The 15,343-nt window shown below is 72.1% G+C and carries 12 protein-coding genes; 4 read left to right on the forward strand and 8 right to left on the reverse strand.

Features of this window, described 5'->3' with window-relative positions; translation table 11 throughout:
• The 3 genes from PINTE_RS04100 to PINTE_RS04110 form a co-directional block, all read right to left on the reverse strand.
• The coding region (locus PINTE_RS04100) for an NAD-dependent succinate-semialdehyde dehydrogenase (protein WP_068426817.1) at positions 1-1,439 on the reverse strand (1,439 nt) is incomplete at its 3' end.
• Between the two features lie 88 nt (positions 1,440-1,527).
• The gene (locus PINTE_RS04105) at positions 1,528-2,922 is read right to left on the reverse strand and encodes an MFS transporter (protein WP_217996490.1); all 1,395 of its coding nucleotides are present in this window, start codon (positions 2,920-2,922) and stop codon (positions 1,528-1,530) included.
• Between the two features lie 396 nt (positions 2,923-3,318).
• On the reverse strand, positions 3,319-4,227 hold the full coding sequence (locus PINTE_RS04110; protein ID WP_084343205.1) for an aldo/keto reductase: 909 nt from the start codon (positions 4,225-4,227) through the stop codon (positions 3,319-3,321).
• Positions 4,228-4,548: 321 nt separating this feature from the next.
• Here PINTE_RS04110 and PINTE_RS04115 point away from each other — a divergent pair, with 321 nt between their 5' ends.
• Positions 4,549-5,478: a polysaccharide deacetylase family protein gene (locus tag PINTE_RS04115; protein ID WP_068426708.1), complete on the forward strand. Its 930-nt coding sequence runs from the start codon at positions 4,549-4,551 to the stop codon at positions 5,476-5,478.
• Positions 5,479-5,609: 131 nt separating this feature from the next.
• On the opposite strand, the gene PINTE_RS04120 is transcribed toward PINTE_RS04115, so the two are convergent.
• The 3 genes from PINTE_RS04120 to PINTE_RS04130 form a co-directional block, all read right to left on the reverse strand.
• Positions 5,610-6,518 (reverse strand): polysaccharide deacetylase family protein, encoded by a 909-nt coding sequence (locus PINTE_RS04120; protein ID WP_169798451.1) that lies wholly within the window; start codon positions 6,516-6,518, stop codon positions 5,610-5,612.
• A 95-nt stretch (positions 6,519-6,613) separates the two neighbouring features.
• Positions 6,614-8,035, reverse strand: coding sequence for a nucleotide sugar dehydrogenase (locus tag PINTE_RS04125; protein ID WP_084343206.1), 1,422 nt, complete (start codon positions 8,033-8,035; stop codon positions 6,614-6,616).
• Positions 8,036-8,129: 94 nt separating this feature from the next.
• Positions 8,130-9,110 carry a glycosyltransferase family 2 protein gene (locus tag PINTE_RS04130; RefSeq protein ID WP_169798452.1) on the reverse strand — a complete coding sequence of 327 codons (981 nt, stop codon included), beginning with the start codon at positions 9,108-9,110 and terminating at the stop codon, positions 8,130-8,132.
• A gap of 460 nt (positions 9,111-9,570) precedes the next feature.
• Here PINTE_RS04130 and PINTE_RS04135 point away from each other — a divergent pair, with 460 nt between their 5' ends.
• A complete protein-coding gene (locus PINTE_RS04135; protein WP_068426717.1) occupies positions 9,571-10,245 on the forward strand; it encodes a response regulator transcription factor in 675 nt (224 codons plus the stop codon).
• On the opposite strand, the gene PINTE_RS04140 is transcribed toward PINTE_RS04135, so the two are convergent.
• Positions 10,221-11,651: a sensor histidine kinase gene (locus PINTE_RS04140; RefSeq protein WP_157087073.1), complete on the reverse strand. Its 1,431-nt coding sequence runs from the start codon at positions 11,649-11,651 to the stop codon at positions 10,221-10,223. The genes PINTE_RS04135 and PINTE_RS04140 overlap by 25 nt on opposite strands.
• Positions 11,652-11,870: 219 nt before the next feature.
• On the opposite strand from PINTE_RS04140, the gene PINTE_RS04145 reads away from it, so the two are divergent.
• Positions 11,871-12,488: a superoxide dismutase gene (locus PINTE_RS04145; RefSeq protein ID WP_068426723.1), complete on the forward strand. Its 618-nt coding sequence runs from the start codon at positions 11,871-11,873 to the stop codon at positions 12,486-12,488.
• Between the two features lie 291 nt (positions 12,489-12,779).
• On the opposite strand, the gene manA is transcribed toward PINTE_RS04145, so the two are convergent.
• Complete coding sequence (manA, locus tag PINTE_RS04150; protein WP_068426730.1) at positions 12,780-13,964, reverse strand: mannose-6-phosphate isomerase, class I; 1,185 nt, start codon at positions 13,962-13,964, stop codon at positions 12,780-12,782.
• A 321-nt stretch (positions 13,965-14,285) separates the two neighbouring features.
• Between manA and PINTE_RS04160 the strand changes: the two genes are divergently transcribed.
• Complete coding sequence (locus tag PINTE_RS04160) at positions 14,286-15,341, forward strand: glutathione S-transferase family protein (protein ID WP_068426734.1); 1,056 nt, start codon at positions 14,286-14,288, stop codon at positions 15,339-15,341.
• Positions 15,342-15,343 lie beyond the last annotated feature (2 nt).

Here is a 15,343-nt window from a genome sequence, read left to right on the forward strand (position 1 = left end):
CCGACGTACTTCAGTTCGAGGAACTCGTCGATGCCGACGTGCCCGCCTTCGCGGCCCAGGCCCGACTCCTTGACGCCACCGAACGGCGCGGCCGGGTTGGAGACGACGCCCTGGTTGAGGCCGATCATGCCCGACTCGATGCGCTCGGCAACCCGCAGCCCGCGGCGCAGGTCGTTGGTGAACACATAGGCGATGAGCCCGAACTCGGTGTCGTTGGCCTTGGCGACCGCCTCGTCCTCGGTGTCGAACGGCGTCAGCGGCGCGACCGGCCCGAAGATCTCCTCGCGCACGATCTCGGCCTCCTGCGGCACGCCGGTGAGCACCGTCGGGGTGAAGAAGTAGCCGTCCCCCTGCGGCGCCGAGCCGCCGGTGAGCACGGTCGCGCCCCGGCTCACCGCGTCCTGGACGAGCGCGCCGACCTTCTCCTGCGCAGCGTCGTCGATGAGCGGACCCACCTTCGTGCCCTCGTCCATGCCGTGCCCGAGCCGCAGCGCGCCCATCTTCTCGGCGAGCTTGCGGCCGAACTCGTCGATGACGCTGGAGTGCACGTAGATCCGGTTGGCGGCGGTGCACGCCTCGCCCATGTTGCGCATCTTCGCGAGCATCGCGCCCGCGACCGCCTCGTCGAGGTCGGCGTCCTCGAACACGAGGAACGGCGCGTTGCCGCCGAGCTCCATCGACGTGCGCAGCACCTTGTCGGCGCACTGCTCGAGCAGGATCTTGCCGATCTTCGTGGAGCCGGTGAACGACAGCTTGCGCGCCAGCCCCGAACGGATCAGCGGCTCCATCGTGGCCCCGGAGTGCGTGGTCGTCACGCAGTTCGCGGCGCCGTCGGGCAGCCCCGCCTCCTTGAGCACCTCCATGAGCGCGAGCATCGACAGCGGAGTCTGATGGGCCGGCTTGACCACGCTCGTGCAGCCCGCGGCGATCGCCGGACCGAGCTTGCGGGTGCCCATCGCCATCGGGAAGTTCCACGGCGTGATGAGCAGGCACGGGCCGACGGGCTGCTTGGTGAGCAGGAACCGCGCCCCGCCAGCGGGGGCGGTGGCGTACCCGCCGTCGATGCGCACCGCCTCCCCGGCGAAGTGCCGGAAGAACTCGGCGGCGTAGGCGATCTCGCCCTGGGCTTCGGCGAACGGCTTGCCCATCTCGCGGGTCATCAGCTCGGCCAGCTCGTCCTGACGCTCCATGAGCAGCTCGAACGCGCGGGTGAGGATGTCGGCGCGCTGCCGCGGCGTCGTCGCCGCGAACTCCGCCTGGGCCGCGACGGCCGCGTCGAGGGCCTTGCGGGCGTCCGCCGGGGAGGCGTCGGCCACCTCGCACAGCACGGCGCCCGTCGCCGGGTCGAGGACCTCGAACGTCGCCGAATCCTGCGCGTCGACCCACTGCCCACCGATGAAGAGCTGCTTGCTCACCTGGTCGACCACTGCGTTGCTCATCGTCACCTGCTCCACGTCGTCATGCTTGGGGTGTTCCCGCCGTCGATCCTGTCACGCCGCGGGGTGCCTGCACGGCCGACCCGAGCGGCTACCCGCGGTGCTCCTGGCCGGCCGCCACCGGGATCGGCCCGGTCCCCGGAATGTCCGTCCCACGCACCGAGACACCCTTGGTCTCGATCATCGTCACGGCCCCGACGAGGCCGACCACACAGGCTCCGACCATGTACCACGCGGGGATCAGCGTGTTGCCGGTCGCGTCGATGAGCGACTCGTTGACCAGCGGCGCGGTGCCGCCGAACAACGAGGTCGCGATGTTGTAGCCCATCGCCAGCCCGGCGTAGCGCACGTGCGCGGGGAACATCGCCGGGAACGTGGCCGAGATCGTCGCCAGCTGCGGGGTGTACAGCAGCCCGAGGATCGTGAACGCGATCATCGCCTGCGTGAAGCCCTGCGCCATGAAGTGATACAGCGGCACGGCGAGCACGATGAACGCCACGAGCGAGCCGATCCACAGCGGCTTGCGCCCGACGCGGTCCGAGAGCGCCCCGACGAACGGCAGCACGGCCATCATCGCGAACTGCCCGACGATCGGGATGATCAGCGCGTGGCTGTCGGTCAGGTCGATCGTCGTCTGCAGGTACGTCGGCATGTAGCTGAGCAGCGTGTAGTTGATGACGTTCAGCGCGATGACCAGCGCGCCCAGGCGCAGCATGATCGGCAGGTACGTGGTGAACAGGTCCTTGAACTTGTCCAGCACCCGCTCGTCGGTGGTGTCGGTGCCCGCCTCCAGCTCGCGGAAGACCGGGGTGTCCTCCATCTTGCTGCGCAGGTACAGCCCGATGAGACCGAGCGGCCCGGCGATGAGGAACGGAATGCGCCAGCCCCAGTCGAGCATCTGGGCCGTCGAGAGGTTCCACGTCAGCGTGAGCATGAGCAGCGCGCCGCCGTTGAAGCCGGCCAGCGTGCCGAACTCCAGGAAGCTGCCGTAGAACCCGCGCTTGCGGTCGGGCGCGTACTCGGCCATGAACGTCGCGGCGCCGCCGTACTCGCCGCCGGTGGAGAAGCCCTGCACCATGCGCAGCAGGTAGAGCAGCACCGGTGCCGCGATGCCGATCGCCGCGTACGACGGGATGAGGCCGATGCAGAACGTCGCGGCCGCCATGAGCATGATCGTCGCGGCCAGCACCTTCTTGCGGCCGATCTTGTCGCCCAGCGGGCCCCAGACCATGCCGCCGATGGGACGCATGATGAAGGAGACGGCGAACGCCAGCAGCGTGAAGATGAGGGCGCCGGTGGCCTCCTCGGGGAAAAGCACCTGCGAGATGATCACCGCGCCGTAGGCGAAGACGCCGTAGTCGAACCACTCGACCGCGTTGCCGATCGCGCTGGCCCCGATGGCGCGCCGCAGGGTCGAGCGGTCGGCCTCCGGGGGCGCGTCCGGCTCGTGGCGCGCCCGTTCTGCGTGGCTGGGTCGGTCGGACATCGGGACTCCTCACGCCGGGGCGGATTCGCTGGTCGATGTGCGCGGTGCTCGCGCGTGCGGCAGTTTGCTGGGCACGGCACCGGGGCTCCCCCGGGTGTACGCGGCCACGCCCGCGACGATCGCGACGGCTCGAAAAGCGAGCCATTGTGTCTGATTGTCGACAATCGGAGCGTAGTCTCCAGCCCGAGCCTGTCAAGGGTTCACCGAGAACCACCCGGGGAGCGCGCGGACGACGGCCGGGGTCGTCGACGCGCTCGGGGAATTCGCCATATCGACGATCCCGTTGCGCGGGCCGACCGAGTACCATCGGTATCTGCGCAGGTCAGCGGCTTAAGCGGCTGATGTGAGTCGCAACGGGATCGTCGTTATGGCAAAACCTTCGCGGGTGCCGGCGGGTCAGCGGCCAGGCAGCCGGGAGCGGACCTCGCGCGCGAGCCGCCCGACGACGCGCCGCGGCAGCGAGGCCTCGCCCTCGAAGGTCATCGTCGCGGGGTCGGGGCCGGTGCGCTCGTCGCGGTTGAGCCGGTCGATCATCGCGAGGTCGGCCTCGTCGAGCTGCACGTCGAGGGAGGCGAAGTTCTCGACGATCCGTTGCGGCGTCACCGATTTGGGGATGACGACGAGCCCGTGGGCGCGGTGCCAGGCGAGCACGACCTGCGCCGGCGTCGCGTCGTGCTTGCTGGCGACCGTGCGCAGGATCGGGTCGTCGAGCAGGCCCTTGCCCGACCCCAGCGGCGACCACGATTCGGTGACGATGCCGTGCCGGGCATCGACCGCCCGCATCGGCGCCTGGGTCAGGTAGGGGTGCAACTCGATCTGGTGGATGACCGGGGTCACCCCGGTCTGCTCGATGAGGGTCTCCAGCTCGGCCTCCGGGAAGTTCGAGACCCCGATCGAGCGGATGCGGCCCTGCCGCTGCAACTCGATCATGGCTCGCCAGGTCGGCACGTACTGCTTCTTGAACGGCATCGCCCAGTGGATGAGGTAGAGGTCGAGCACGTCGAGGCCGAGCTTGCCCATCGACGTGTCGAAGGCTCGCAGCGTGGAGTCGTACCCCTGGTCGGCGTTCCACAGCTTGGTCGTGACGAACACGTCGTCGCGGGGCACGTCGGCGGCGGCGAGGGCGCGGCCGACGCCGGCCTCGTTGCCGTAGATCGCGGCGGTGTCGATGTGCCGGTAGCCGGCGGTCAGGGCCTGGCCGACGGCCCGCTCGGCGACCGCGTCGTCGACCTGCCAGACCCCGAACCCGAGCTGCGGGATCGAGTGGCCGTCGTGGAAGTCGATGCGGGGCGAGGTGCTGGTCATGTCATCCTTCGTGTCGCTGTCCGGAGGCGGGCGCTCTCCCCGACTCGCCCGCTGCGTCTCGGCGGGTGAGATGGGCCGGGAAGTCGCCCACGGCTTCAAAACTAAGCCTGCCCGCCCGCGCGGCTCGCGGCGAGCCCCCGATCACGCCGCCGGCCACGCGACCGACGGCGAAGGAGCCGGTGCCGCAGCAGGGTTCGCCCGCGCACCGGTTCGTCAGGTCGCGAATCGGACAGTGCGCAGGTCGCGCGCACGCGCCGACGTTGTTGAACGATCGTTCAGGAAGCGACCCACACCCGCCGCGGAGGCGCCTAGCGTCGCGGCATGCCGACCCGCCGGACAGTGCTGTCCGCCGCCGCGGCCGCTGCCGCGGCGCTCGCCGCAGAGGGCTTGGCGCGTGGCCTTGGGGGGCCGCTCGCCGGGCCGCTGGCCGGTGCCCTCGGGCAGCCGAGCGGCGGGGCCGGCGGGGAGTTGGCGGTGGGACGCTCTGAGGCATCGGCCTCCGGGCGCCCCGCGCGGAGCGCTGGAGGGGGGGGCGAGCGGCTCACGCGGGCCCGGGCGGTCGCCGACTTCGGCGGACGTCGACCGCGCCAGTGGGGGCTGCGCACGAGCGGCGCGATCACGAGCGCCGGGCCGCGGGCCGTCTCCGCGGGTCGCGTGGTGCTGACCTTCGACGCGTGCGGCGGGCCGGCCGGCAGCGGTTACGACGCCGCGCTCATCGGCACCCTGCGACGCCTGCGGGTGCCCGCGACGCTCTTCCTCAACGCCCGCTGGATCGCGGCGAACCGTTCGCAGACGCGCGAACTCGCCGCCGATCCGCTGTTCAAGCTGGCGAGCCACGGGTGGCGGCACCTGCCGCTGTCGGTGAGCGGCCGCAGCGCGTACGGCATCCGCGGCACCGGCAGCGTCGCGCAGGCCTACGACGAGCTGACCGGCGCCACCCCCGCCCTGGAGGCGGTGACCGGCACCCGGGTGCGGTGGTTCCGGCCGGGTACGGCCTACTGCGACGAGGTCGCCGCCGCACTCGCGCACCGGATCGGCACGCCCGTCGTGGGATTCAGCGTCAACGGCGATGCGGGCGCCACGTTCTCGCCCGCGCAGGTCGCCTCCGCCGTGGGCGCGGCGCGGCCCGGCGACATCGTCATCGCGCACTTGAACCACCCGGCCGGCGGCACCGCCCGCGGTTACGCGCGGGCCCTGCCCCGGCTCCTCGACGCGGGCGTGCGCTTCGGCCACCTCGACCCGCGCCGCTGAGCCGGACGCGCAGACCCGGCGTCCGCCTCCCGGGCGATGCGCTCGCAGCCGAGCGTGGCGGCTTCAGCCGCAACCCCGAGCTCTCAGCGCACCCGCGAGCGGGCGGGGCGCTCAGGCGCGGGCGAGCGGGATCAGGCCGGCGCGCGCTCGAACCACACCATCCGACCCACCGGAGCCAGCTGGGCCAGCCCGGAGACGGTCGGGAACCGGTACCCCCGCGAGCGCAGCTCGTCGATGAGGCCGCCGGTCAGGGCGCCGCGGTCGAAGGTCGGCAGCACCCGCGAGGCGCCCGGCTCGCCCCCAACGCCAGTCGCGCCTCCGGCGCCAGGCTCGCCCCCGGCGCCCGGCTCCACTCCGGCTCCCGGCAAGGCTCCGGCTCCCGGCAAGGCTCCGGCTCCCGGCTCGCCCACAGCGCCCCGGCCGCGGTAGCCGCTGACGCCCACGGAGGCGTCGTGCAGCAGCATGATGCCGCCGGGGTGGGCGGCGCCGATCGCGCGGTCGAGGAGCACCTGGGTGGGCTCGTCGGTCCAGTCCCGGGCCCAGGCGCTCCACAGCACGACGTCGAGGCCGAGGGCGCGGGTGGCGACCGCGAGCTGGGGGGTCTGGGCCCCGTAGGCCGGGCGGAACAACCGCACGCGGTGCTGGGCGACCTCCTCGACGATGTCGCGGGCGCGCCGGATCGACCCGATCGCCTGCGCGAACGGCAGCGTCGTCAGCCGGGTGTGGTCGAAGCCGTGCAGGGCCACCTCGTGGCCGTCGGTGACGATTCGGCGCAGCACCCCGGGGTGCGCCAGCACCTGCTCGGCGAGCACGAAGAACGTGGCGCGCACGTGCCGCCGCGCAAGGGCGTCGAGCACCGGGATCGTCGTCGCCGGATCGGGCCCGTCGTCGTAGGTCAGCGCGAGCACCGGCTCCTGCGTGATCGCGCAGGCCCGCACGGTCGCCGGCGCGAGCACCGGCCGGGCCAGCCGCAAGGCCGGGGGCGTCGGCGGAATCGGGCGCGGGCCCTCCTCGTACGCGCAGGCGTAGCGCTGCCGCACGAGCACGCTGCCCGAGCGACCCGGGCGACCCGAGCGGCCGGCGAGTCCGGACGGACCCGGACGGTCCGACGAGTGGGACCGCCGGGCCAGCGGGTTCACAGCAGTTCCACGTTGTCGGCCGCGAGCGTCCGGCCGCGGGTGTCGAACAGCAGCGGTGTGCGCGCGGCCATGTCGTCGAGGTCGTAGCTGCGGTGCGGCTGCAGCACGACCGTCAGGTCGGCCTGCGCGAGCGCGGCGTCGAGGTCGGGCTCGCGCTCGAGGCTGTGCCCGTTGATGCGCCAGGTCTGCACGAACGGGTCGTGGAAGACGACCCGGGCGCCGCGGGCCTCGAACATCTTGGCGATGTCGACGGCCGGCGACTCGCGCTGGTCGGCGATGTCGGGCTTGTACGTCACGCCGAGCAGCAGCACGGTGGAGCCGCGCAGCGCCTTGGCGTGGTCGTTGAGCAGCTCGGCGGCGCGCAGCACGACGTAGTTCGGCATCTTGGCGTTGATGTCCTGGGCCAGCTCGACGAAGCGGAAGCTCGTCTTGAGCTTGGCGCGCACCCGGTGCGAGAGGTAGTTCGGGTCGATCGGGATGCAGTGCCCGCCGACGCCGGGGCCGGGGTAGAACGCCTGGAACCCGAACGGCTTGGTGGAGGCGGCCCGAATCGACTCCCACAGGTCGATGTCGAGCTCGTGGCAGAACATCGCCATCTCGTTGACGAGCGCGATGTTGACGTGCCGGTAGGTGTTCTCCAGCAGCTTGGCCATCTCGGCCTCGCGGGTGCCCTTGACGGTGACGACGTGGTCGACGAAGCGCCCGTAGAACTCCGCGGCCTTCATCGTGCAGGCCCGGGTGCAGCCGCCGACGACCTTCGGGGTGTTCTTCGCGCCGTAGTCGGTGCGGCCCGGGTCGATGCGCTCGGGGCTGAACGCGACGTAGATGTCCTGCCCGACGACGTGACCGGTGGCCTCGATGACCGGGCGCACGAGCTCCTCGGTGGTGCCGGGGTACGTCGTCGACTCCAGCACGATCGTCATGCCGGGGTGCGCGCCGGCGGCCACGGTGGCCACCGCGGCCTGCACGGCGCCCAGGTCGGGGCCGCCCTCTTCGGACAGCGGGGTCGGCACGCAGATGACCGCGACGTCGGCGTCCCGCACGCGGGACGTGTCGGTGGTGGCCTCGAAGCCGGCCGCGCGCATCGCGGCGATGTCGTCGTCGTGCAGGTCGTCGACGTGCGAGTGGCCGGCGTTGAGCCCGCCGACGACCCGCTCGCTGAGGTCGATGCCGAGCACCCGCAGGCCCGCGCGGGAGGCCTCCTGGGCCAGCGGCAACCCGACGTAACCGAGGCCGATGACGGCCAGGTCGACGGAGCCGGTGCGGCCCGTTTGCGCGGTCTCCCCGGCCGGCGCGGTGCCGGTCGCGGTCGCGTCGGTCGCGTCGGTCGTGCCGGTCGTCGCCGCGGCGTCGGCGGCATCGGTGCCGTCGGCGAGGCCCGTCGCCCCGCCGGCCGAGGTCGTTTCGGTGATCGTCATGCTGTTCCCCCTGTGTTGTGGTCGTGATGGCGTCGACGCCGCCCCCCTGGCGGTGTGTGTCGACGCCCGATGCGTCTGCCGGCCCGGCCGGGCCTCAGACGGGTTGGTGACTCTGGATGTGCACCGGATGGCGACGGACGCCGCGCTTGCCCACCTGGTGACCGACGTGCCACGCGACCTGCCAGGCGGCTCCGCCCAGGCCGAGGTCGCGCACCCGGCGGGCGCGGCGGACGAGGGTGTCGACGTGACCGGCGCGGGCGCTCGGCCCCGCGGCGGGCACCGGCCCGTGGCGATCGTCGGGGCTGTCCTGCCGCTCGACGCCGTACCGGCCCTCGAGCTGGGCGAACGAGCGCCCGTACAGGTAGGCCTGCCGGCACATGTCGCGCACCGTGCTGCGCAGGCGCGTGTAGATGACCAGGTCGCGCACGTAGTCGAGGCGGGTGCCGGCCAGCTGCATGCGCCAGCACAGGTCGCTGTCCTGCAGGCAGCGCAGCGCTTCGTCGAAGCCGCCGACCTGCTCGAAGGCCTCGCGGTGGAAGGCCATGTTGCCGGCGCCGGCGTGCTTGAGCCCGACGCCCACGCCCGACTCCTGCAGGCCCTCCTGCTGCACCATCTGGCGGCTGCGCCGGGTGGCCGCGGAGTTGAGCTTCTCGATGTCGACGCGGCCGGCGATGAACTCGTGCTCGCCGCTGTCGAGCGCCGTGTGGGCCTGTCGCACCCAGTCGTCGGCCACCTCGTCGTCGGCGTCGCAGAAGGCGATGTAGCGGGCGCGGGCGGCACCGACTCCGATGTTGCGCGCGTGGGCGGGGCCCTTGACGTCGGAGGCGTCGACGACCCGCAGCTCGAGGCGGTCGGTGTAGGAGCGGGCGAGGCCGGCGCTGCCGTCGGTCGAGCCGTTGTCGGCGAGCACCACCTCGAACGTCGGCGGGTCGATCTGGCGGGCGAGGGCGTCGAGTTGCACCCCGAGGGTGTCTTCGCCGTTGTAGCAGGCGATGACGACACTGACGGCGGGTCGGCCCCGGCCGTCGGCCCCCGTCTCCGGTGGGCTCGTGGCGGTACCCGTGCCGGTGTTCACGTGACCCACCGTGTGATCGGGCGCACCCCCCACTGTCTCTCGCGGCGTAGTCGGCTCCGCGGTCGAGCTGTTGTCCACAATCGCTCCCCTCAGCGATCTTGTCCCCGTGCGGCTCGGGCTGCCGATCGGCATACCCCGCCCTCTGCGCTGTGGAACGGATCCCCTTCGCCTGCCCGAATCTCACATTCACTCGCCAGGCCAATCGCATCACAGCTGTTGTGGATTTTAGGTCGGTCCGTGTCGGACGTCCAATAGCTTGAGCGAACACTGAGTGAAGTCTCAGCAGCCGCTGTGTGCAACCGGCGGCGCACCGCCGCAGGTAACCGCACAGTACGGACCTTTGGTTCTGTGCGGTTCGGCCCGCGGCGGCCTATGGTCGGGGCAGGGGTCGACACCGGGCGCGGCCTGCACCGGGTCCACGAGGGTCGACGAGGGTCGACGATCGAGGGGGAGACGAACGATGCGGGTGCTCGTCGTGGAGGACGAAGAGAACCTGGCCACCGTGCTACGCCGGGGCCTTGGGGGCGAGGGTTTTGTCGTGGACGTGTGCCACGACGGCAAGGAGGGGTTGTGGGCGGCGACGGATAACGCCTACGACGCGATCATCCTCGACATCATGCTGCCCGGCCTCAACGGCTACAAGGTGCTCGAGGAGCTGCGGCGCCGCGAGGTGTGGACCCCAATCCTCATGCTCACCGCCAAGGACGGTGAGTACGACCAGGCCGACGCCTTCGAACTTGGCGCCGACGACTACCTCACCAAGCCGTTCAGCTTCGTCGTGCTCGTCGCGCGGCTGCGCGCCCTCATCCGCCGCGGCGCCCCCGAGCGGCCCTCGGTCTACCGCGTCGGCGACCTCACCCTCGACCCCGCCCGCCGCCGGGTGGACCGCGACGGCACACCGATCAAGCTGACCGCCAAGGAGTTCGCGCTGCTGGAGCACCTCATGATGCACGCCGAGGACGTCGTCGCGAAGACCGACATCCTGCAGGCCGTGTGGGACCCGGCGTTCGACGGCGCACCCAACATCATCGAGGTCTACATCGGCTACCTGCGCCGCAAGGTCGACGTGCCGTTCGGGCGCCACTCCATCCAGACCGTGCGCGGGGCGGGTTACCGGATCACCGCCGTCTCCTGAGCCTCGACCGGCTGGGCCGGCAGGCGCACCTCGAAGCAGGCGCCGGCCAGGGGGCCGTCGATCACACAGACCGAGCCGCCGTGGGCGGAGACGATCTGCTCGACGATGGCCAGGCCGAGCCCGGAGCCGCCGGCGGAGCGGGCGCGGGCGTCGTCGAGCCGCACGAACCGGCCGAAGACGCGCTCGCGGTCGGCGGGCGCGATGCCGGCGCCGTCGTCCGCGACGGTGAGCACCGCCTCGGGTCGCCCGTCGGGCGCGCGGTCGGCACGCACGGACAACTCGAGCGTCGACCGCGCTGCCCGCTCCGCGTTGTCGCAGAGGTTTCGCACCACCTGGGTGAGCCGGTCGGCGTCGCCGGTGACGCGCACCGGCTCGATGTGGGCGCGCACCGCGTGTCGGCTCTGGGCGCGCAGCCGACGTGCCTCGGTCTCCACGACGTCGTCGAGGTCGACGTCGTCGTGGGCGAACTGCAGCCCGCGGTCCTCGGCCTTGGCGAGCACGAGCAGGTCGTCGACGAGGCGGCGCATGCGGGTCACCTCGCGGTCCATGAGCTCGTTGAGCTCGGTCCGCTCGGCGCGGTTGTCGTCACCTCGCTCGGCGAGCTCGATGGCCGCCGCGAGGGTCGCCAACGGCGAGCGCAGCTCGTGACCCGCGTCGGAGACGAAGCGGCGGCTGGTCGCCTGCGCCGCCTCGAGCCGGGCGAGCATGTCGTTCATCGTCGTCGCGAGGGCCGCGACCTCGTCGTGGGTGCGCGGCACGGGCACCCGGTCGGTCAGCCTCCCGTACTCGATGCGCGCGACCTCGCGGCGGATCTCCTCCACCGGCCGCAGCGCCCGACCCGTGAGCCACCACGTGGCGAGCCCGGCGAGAAGGACCAGCAGCGGGGTCGAGATGCCCAGCGCCCTCGCGGTGGCCCCGAGCGCGTGACGCTGCGCGGCCTGGGAGCTGACGCCGAGCACCACGTAGTCGGCGCCGGCATAGCTGACCCCGGTGGCCACCACGTAGGGCCCGTCGGGGGGCAGGACGCCGGTGGTCGCGCCCTCGTGCACCCAGTGGCCCGGCTCCGGGCGCACCCCGGAGAGCACCTGCCCGGTGGTGGCGGTGCTGTAGACGAGCCCGCCGCCGGAGTCGACGACCTGCACGACCGTGCTCGCCCCGACCAGATGCGCGGTGGCGTCCTCGGTCAGCTCGGCCGGCCCTCGCGCGGCCACGGCCTGCGCGACGGAGGAGACGTGCTCGGTCGCGGTCTCCCGCAGCCCCTCGTTGAGCGCCGAGTGCAGCAGGGTCAGCAGCAGCAGCGTGCCCGCGACGAGGCCGCCGGCCACGACGAGCACCGCCACGAGCGTCGACTGACGCCGCACCCCCGGTTCGGACAGCATCCGCCCGGCCTGTCGCACGCGCTTCACCGCCCCATTGTCGGTCGAGCCGACGCGCGAACGGGGCGGGGCGAGCCGGGCCGACGCCTCGACAGCCGCCTGCGTGTCGACCGCCTGCGAGCGCCCGCCCCGGGCCTGCCGATGACAGGTGTCCCCGCGCATGCATAGGGTGGCTGGGCAAGGTGACAGTTCGACACCTGGCCCAGACAAGGCCATCGACACTATCGACGCTGACCAAGGAGCGACGCAGTGAGCGAATACGTCCTTCCCGACCTCCCCTACGACTACGCGGCGCTGGAGCCGCACATCAGCGGCGAGATCATGCAGCTGCACCACGACAAGCACCACAAGACCTACGTCGACGGTGCCAACACGGCTGTGGAGAAGCTGCAGGCCGCCAGCGAGTCCGGCGACTCGGCGAGCATCAACCTCATCGCCAAGAACCTGGCGTTCAACCTCGGCGGACACGTCAACCACTCGATCTTCTGGCAGAACCTCTCGCCGGACGGCGGCGACAAGCCGGTCGGCGACACCGCCTCCCTGCTTGAGGAGCACTTCGGCGGGTTCGACAAGTTCCAGGCCCTGTTCGCGGCGAACGCCGCGGGCATCCAGGGCTCCGGCTGGTCGATCCTCGCGTGGGACACCCTCGGCAAGCGCCCGATCCTCGCCCAGCTGTACGACCAGCAGGCGCAGCTGCCGGCCACGCAGATCCCGATCCTCATGCTCGACATGTGGGAGCACGCGTTCTACCTGCAGTACAAGAACGTCAAGCCCGACTACATCAAGGCGTGGTGGAACGTCGTCAACTGGAACGACGTGGAGGCCCGCCTGGCCAACGCCAAGGCGACCAACCTCGTCAACCTCTGAGCCGCCTCGTTGACGCACCGGGGCCCGCCGATCCGATCCGGATCGGCGGGCCCCGTCGCGTCCGGCCAGGCGTTCCGGGCGTCTCGCAACGCCCGGAACAGGGGGTCGTCGGTGGGTCGAGACGAAGTTGGCTTACATACTCGCGGCCGCGGCCGCGGGCGCCGGGCATCACCGCAGGTCACGAGGGCGCGGTGGGCAGCGCGATCCGAGTGTGTAAGCCGTTCTCGTCTTCAGCCCACTCCACAGCCGGCTGCTCGCCCGCCGAGGAGGGTCAACAGGGGGCGCGGGCCCTCAGTCCACCGGTTCGAGGGCGCCGGGGCCGGCGACGAAAAGGGTGCCGGCTCCGGCGCAGGACACGGGTCCGTCGGCGGCGCTGATGAACGCCGAGCCGCCGCGCTCGACGCACAGGCTGCCGGTGGCGCACTCGAGCCGGGCGGCCCCGGCGGTGACGAGCACGACCCGCGGGCCGCTGCCCGGAAGCTCGATCGTGCCGCCCTCGCGCTGCAGCCGGTACAGGCTGAACTCCGGCACGCTCACCGGGTAGCTCGTCACGCCCTGGTGGTCGGGCCGCGGGCGCAGCACGGGCACGCCCACCGTGGGGTCGACGATGCGGCACAGCTCGTCGACGTCGATGCGCTTGCTCGTCAGCCCGGCGCGCAGCACGTTGTCGGAGTTGGCGAGGATCTCCACGCCGGCGCCGCGCAGGTACGCGTGCAGCCCGCCGGCGGCCATGAAGATCGCCTCCCCCGGCTGCAGCACCGTGTGGTTGAGCAGCAGCGAGGCGATCGCGCCGAGATCACCGGGGTGGTCGTCGGCGATGCGCAGCAGCGCCTCGTAGGCGTCGGCGTGCTCCCCCTCGTTCCAGGCCTGTTCGCGGCAGGCGCCCACGACGTCGCGCAGCAGCCCGGCGCGGTCGGCCTCCGGCACGTCGAGCAGCATGCGCAGCGCGTCGACGAGGCCGGCGTCGTCACCGACCTCCAGCCGCCGCACGACCGGGTCGAGCGCCGGCACGCGCAGGCCGCGCAGCAGGCCGGCCGCCTCACCGGGCTCGCGCAACCCCGCGAGCGCCTCGAACGGCGTCAGCGCGCAGAGCAGTTCCGGCTTGGGCCAGTCGTCGACATAGTTGCCGTCGTCGCCGTTCTGGGCGCGGAAGGCCGCTCGGGCCGTCTGCCGGTCGGGGTGCACCTGGATCGAGAGCGCCTTCTCGGCGGCGAGCACCTTGAGCAGAAACGGCAGCCGGCCCTCGAAGCGGTCGGCGAGCTCGGCCCCGAGCGCGGCGGCCGGATCCGCGGCGACGACCTCGTCGAGGCCGCGCGAGCTGCCGTTCGCCCGCACGATCGACGGACCGGCGGGGTGCGCCCCCATCCACAACTCGGCCTCCGGGCCCGGCGTCGGCGACGGGCGACCCTGCAGCTCGGCGATCGTGCGATGCGATCCCCAGTCGTATGGCTTCACCGCAGGTTCCAGCAGGTGCATGCCCTAAACGGTAGGTGATGTGCGACAGCGTGATCCGCCCGCCCGGCTCCCACGGACGCATACATGACGGATCATGTATACGGAGTCGGCGGAGGCCACCGGCCCCCCGCGGCGGCGGTGCCGCGATGATCGGGGCAGGATCGAGACGGGCTCGCCGGCGCGGGTGAGCGGCGCGGAGGCGATCGGCGGCACCCACACCGACCGGCTCGACAGGCTGGGCGCGAGGGTCGGGCGGGCATCGTGGCTGGTCGCCCGCTTAAGGCGGAATCACTTGCAGTTCAGTCGAATTGCTTGACAGGACGAGAGGAACAGGAGGGCGTGATGGGCGAGCAAGGCCGACCCGAGACGCGCAGCGACGAGGAACACTCCACGGGCGGGGTCTACTCGGTGCCCGGCAAGGAGTACACGCGTGACGAGCGTTACATCTCCGATCGGGTGACCGCCGACGGCGCGGGCGAGCGCGAATGGCCCGTGGAGCCGGGCCGGTACCGTCTCGTCGCGGCCCGCGCCTGCCCGTGGGCCAACCGCGCGATCATCGTGCGGCGCCTGCTCGGCCTGGAGGACGTGCTCTCCCTCGGCACGCCCGGACCCACGCACGACGCCGACTCGTGGACCTTCGACCTCGACCCCGGGGGGCTCGACCCGGTGCTGGGCATCCCCAAGCTCAAGGACGCCTACCTCGCGCGCTTCCCCGACTACGAGCGCGGCATCACGGTTCCCGCGATCGTCGAGGAGAGCACCGGCAAGGTCGTCACCAACGACTTCGCCCAGATCACCCTCGACCTGTCGACGGAATGGACCCGCTACCACCGCGACGGCGCGCCCGACCTGTACCCGCAGGAGCTGCGCGCCGAGATGGACGACGTCATGCGGTTCGTCTACACCGAGGTCAACAACGGCGTGTACCGGTGCGGCTTCGCCGGCTCCCAGGAGGCCTACGACGCGGCGTTCACCCGGCTGTTCGACGCCCTCGACCGGCTCGAGGAGCGGCTGACCACCCGCCGGTTCCTCATGGGTGAGCAGATCACGGAGGCCGACGTGCGACTCTTCACGACGCTCGTGCGCTTCGACCCCGTGTACCACGGCCACTTCAAGTGCAACCGGGCCAAGCTCATCGAGTTCCCGGCGCTGTGGGGGTACGCGCGCGACCTGTTCCAGACGCCGGGATTCGGCGACACCATCGACTTCGCGCAGATCAAGGAGCACTACTACGTCGTGCACCGCGACCTCAACCCCAGCGGCATCGTGCCGCTCGGCCCGGACCTGAGCGGCTGGTTCACGCCGCACAGCCGCGAGGCGCTGGGCGGGCGACCCTTCGGCGACGGCACCCCGCCGGGCCCGGTGCGCGAGAGCGAGCGGGTCCCGGAGCCGGTGTAGGC

The sequence above is a fragment of the Piscicoccus intestinalis NBRC 104926 genome, assembly GCF_001515525.1.
GTDB classification, from domain to species: domain Bacteria; phylum Actinomycetota; class Actinomycetes; order Actinomycetales; family Dermatophilaceae; genus Kineosphaera; species Kineosphaera intestinalis.

What these genes read in the sequence shown, in the direction of transcription:
- PINTE_RS04105 (WP_217996490.1), bottom strand. Translation starts at nt 2,922, where the DNA reads ATGTCCGACCGACCCAGCCACGCAGAACGGGCGCGCCACGAGCCGGAC.
- PINTE_RS04110 (WP_084343205.1), bottom strand. Translation starts at nt 4,227, where the DNA reads ATGACCAGCACCTCGCCCCGCATCGACTTCCACGACGGCCACTCGATC.
- PINTE_RS04115 (WP_068426708.1), top strand. Translation starts at nt 4,549, where the DNA reads ATGCCGACCCGCCGGACAGTGCTGTCCGCCGCCGCGGCCGCTGCCGCG.
- PINTE_RS04125 (WP_084343206.1), bottom strand. Translation starts at nt 8,035, where the DNA reads ATGACGATCACCGAAACGACCTCGGCCGGCGGGGCGACGGGCCTCGCC.
- PINTE_RS04135 (WP_068426717.1), top strand. Translation starts at nt 9,571, where the DNA reads ATGCGGGTGCTCGTCGTGGAGGACGAAGAGAACCTGGCCACCGTGCTA.
- manA (WP_068426730.1), bottom strand. Translation starts at nt 13,964, where the DNA reads ATGCACCTGCTGGAACCTGCGGTGAAGCCATACGACTGGGGATCGCAT.
- PINTE_RS04160 (WP_068426734.1), top strand. Translation starts at nt 14,286, where the DNA reads ATGGGCGAGCAAGGCCGACCCGAGACGCGCAGCGACGAGGAACACTCC.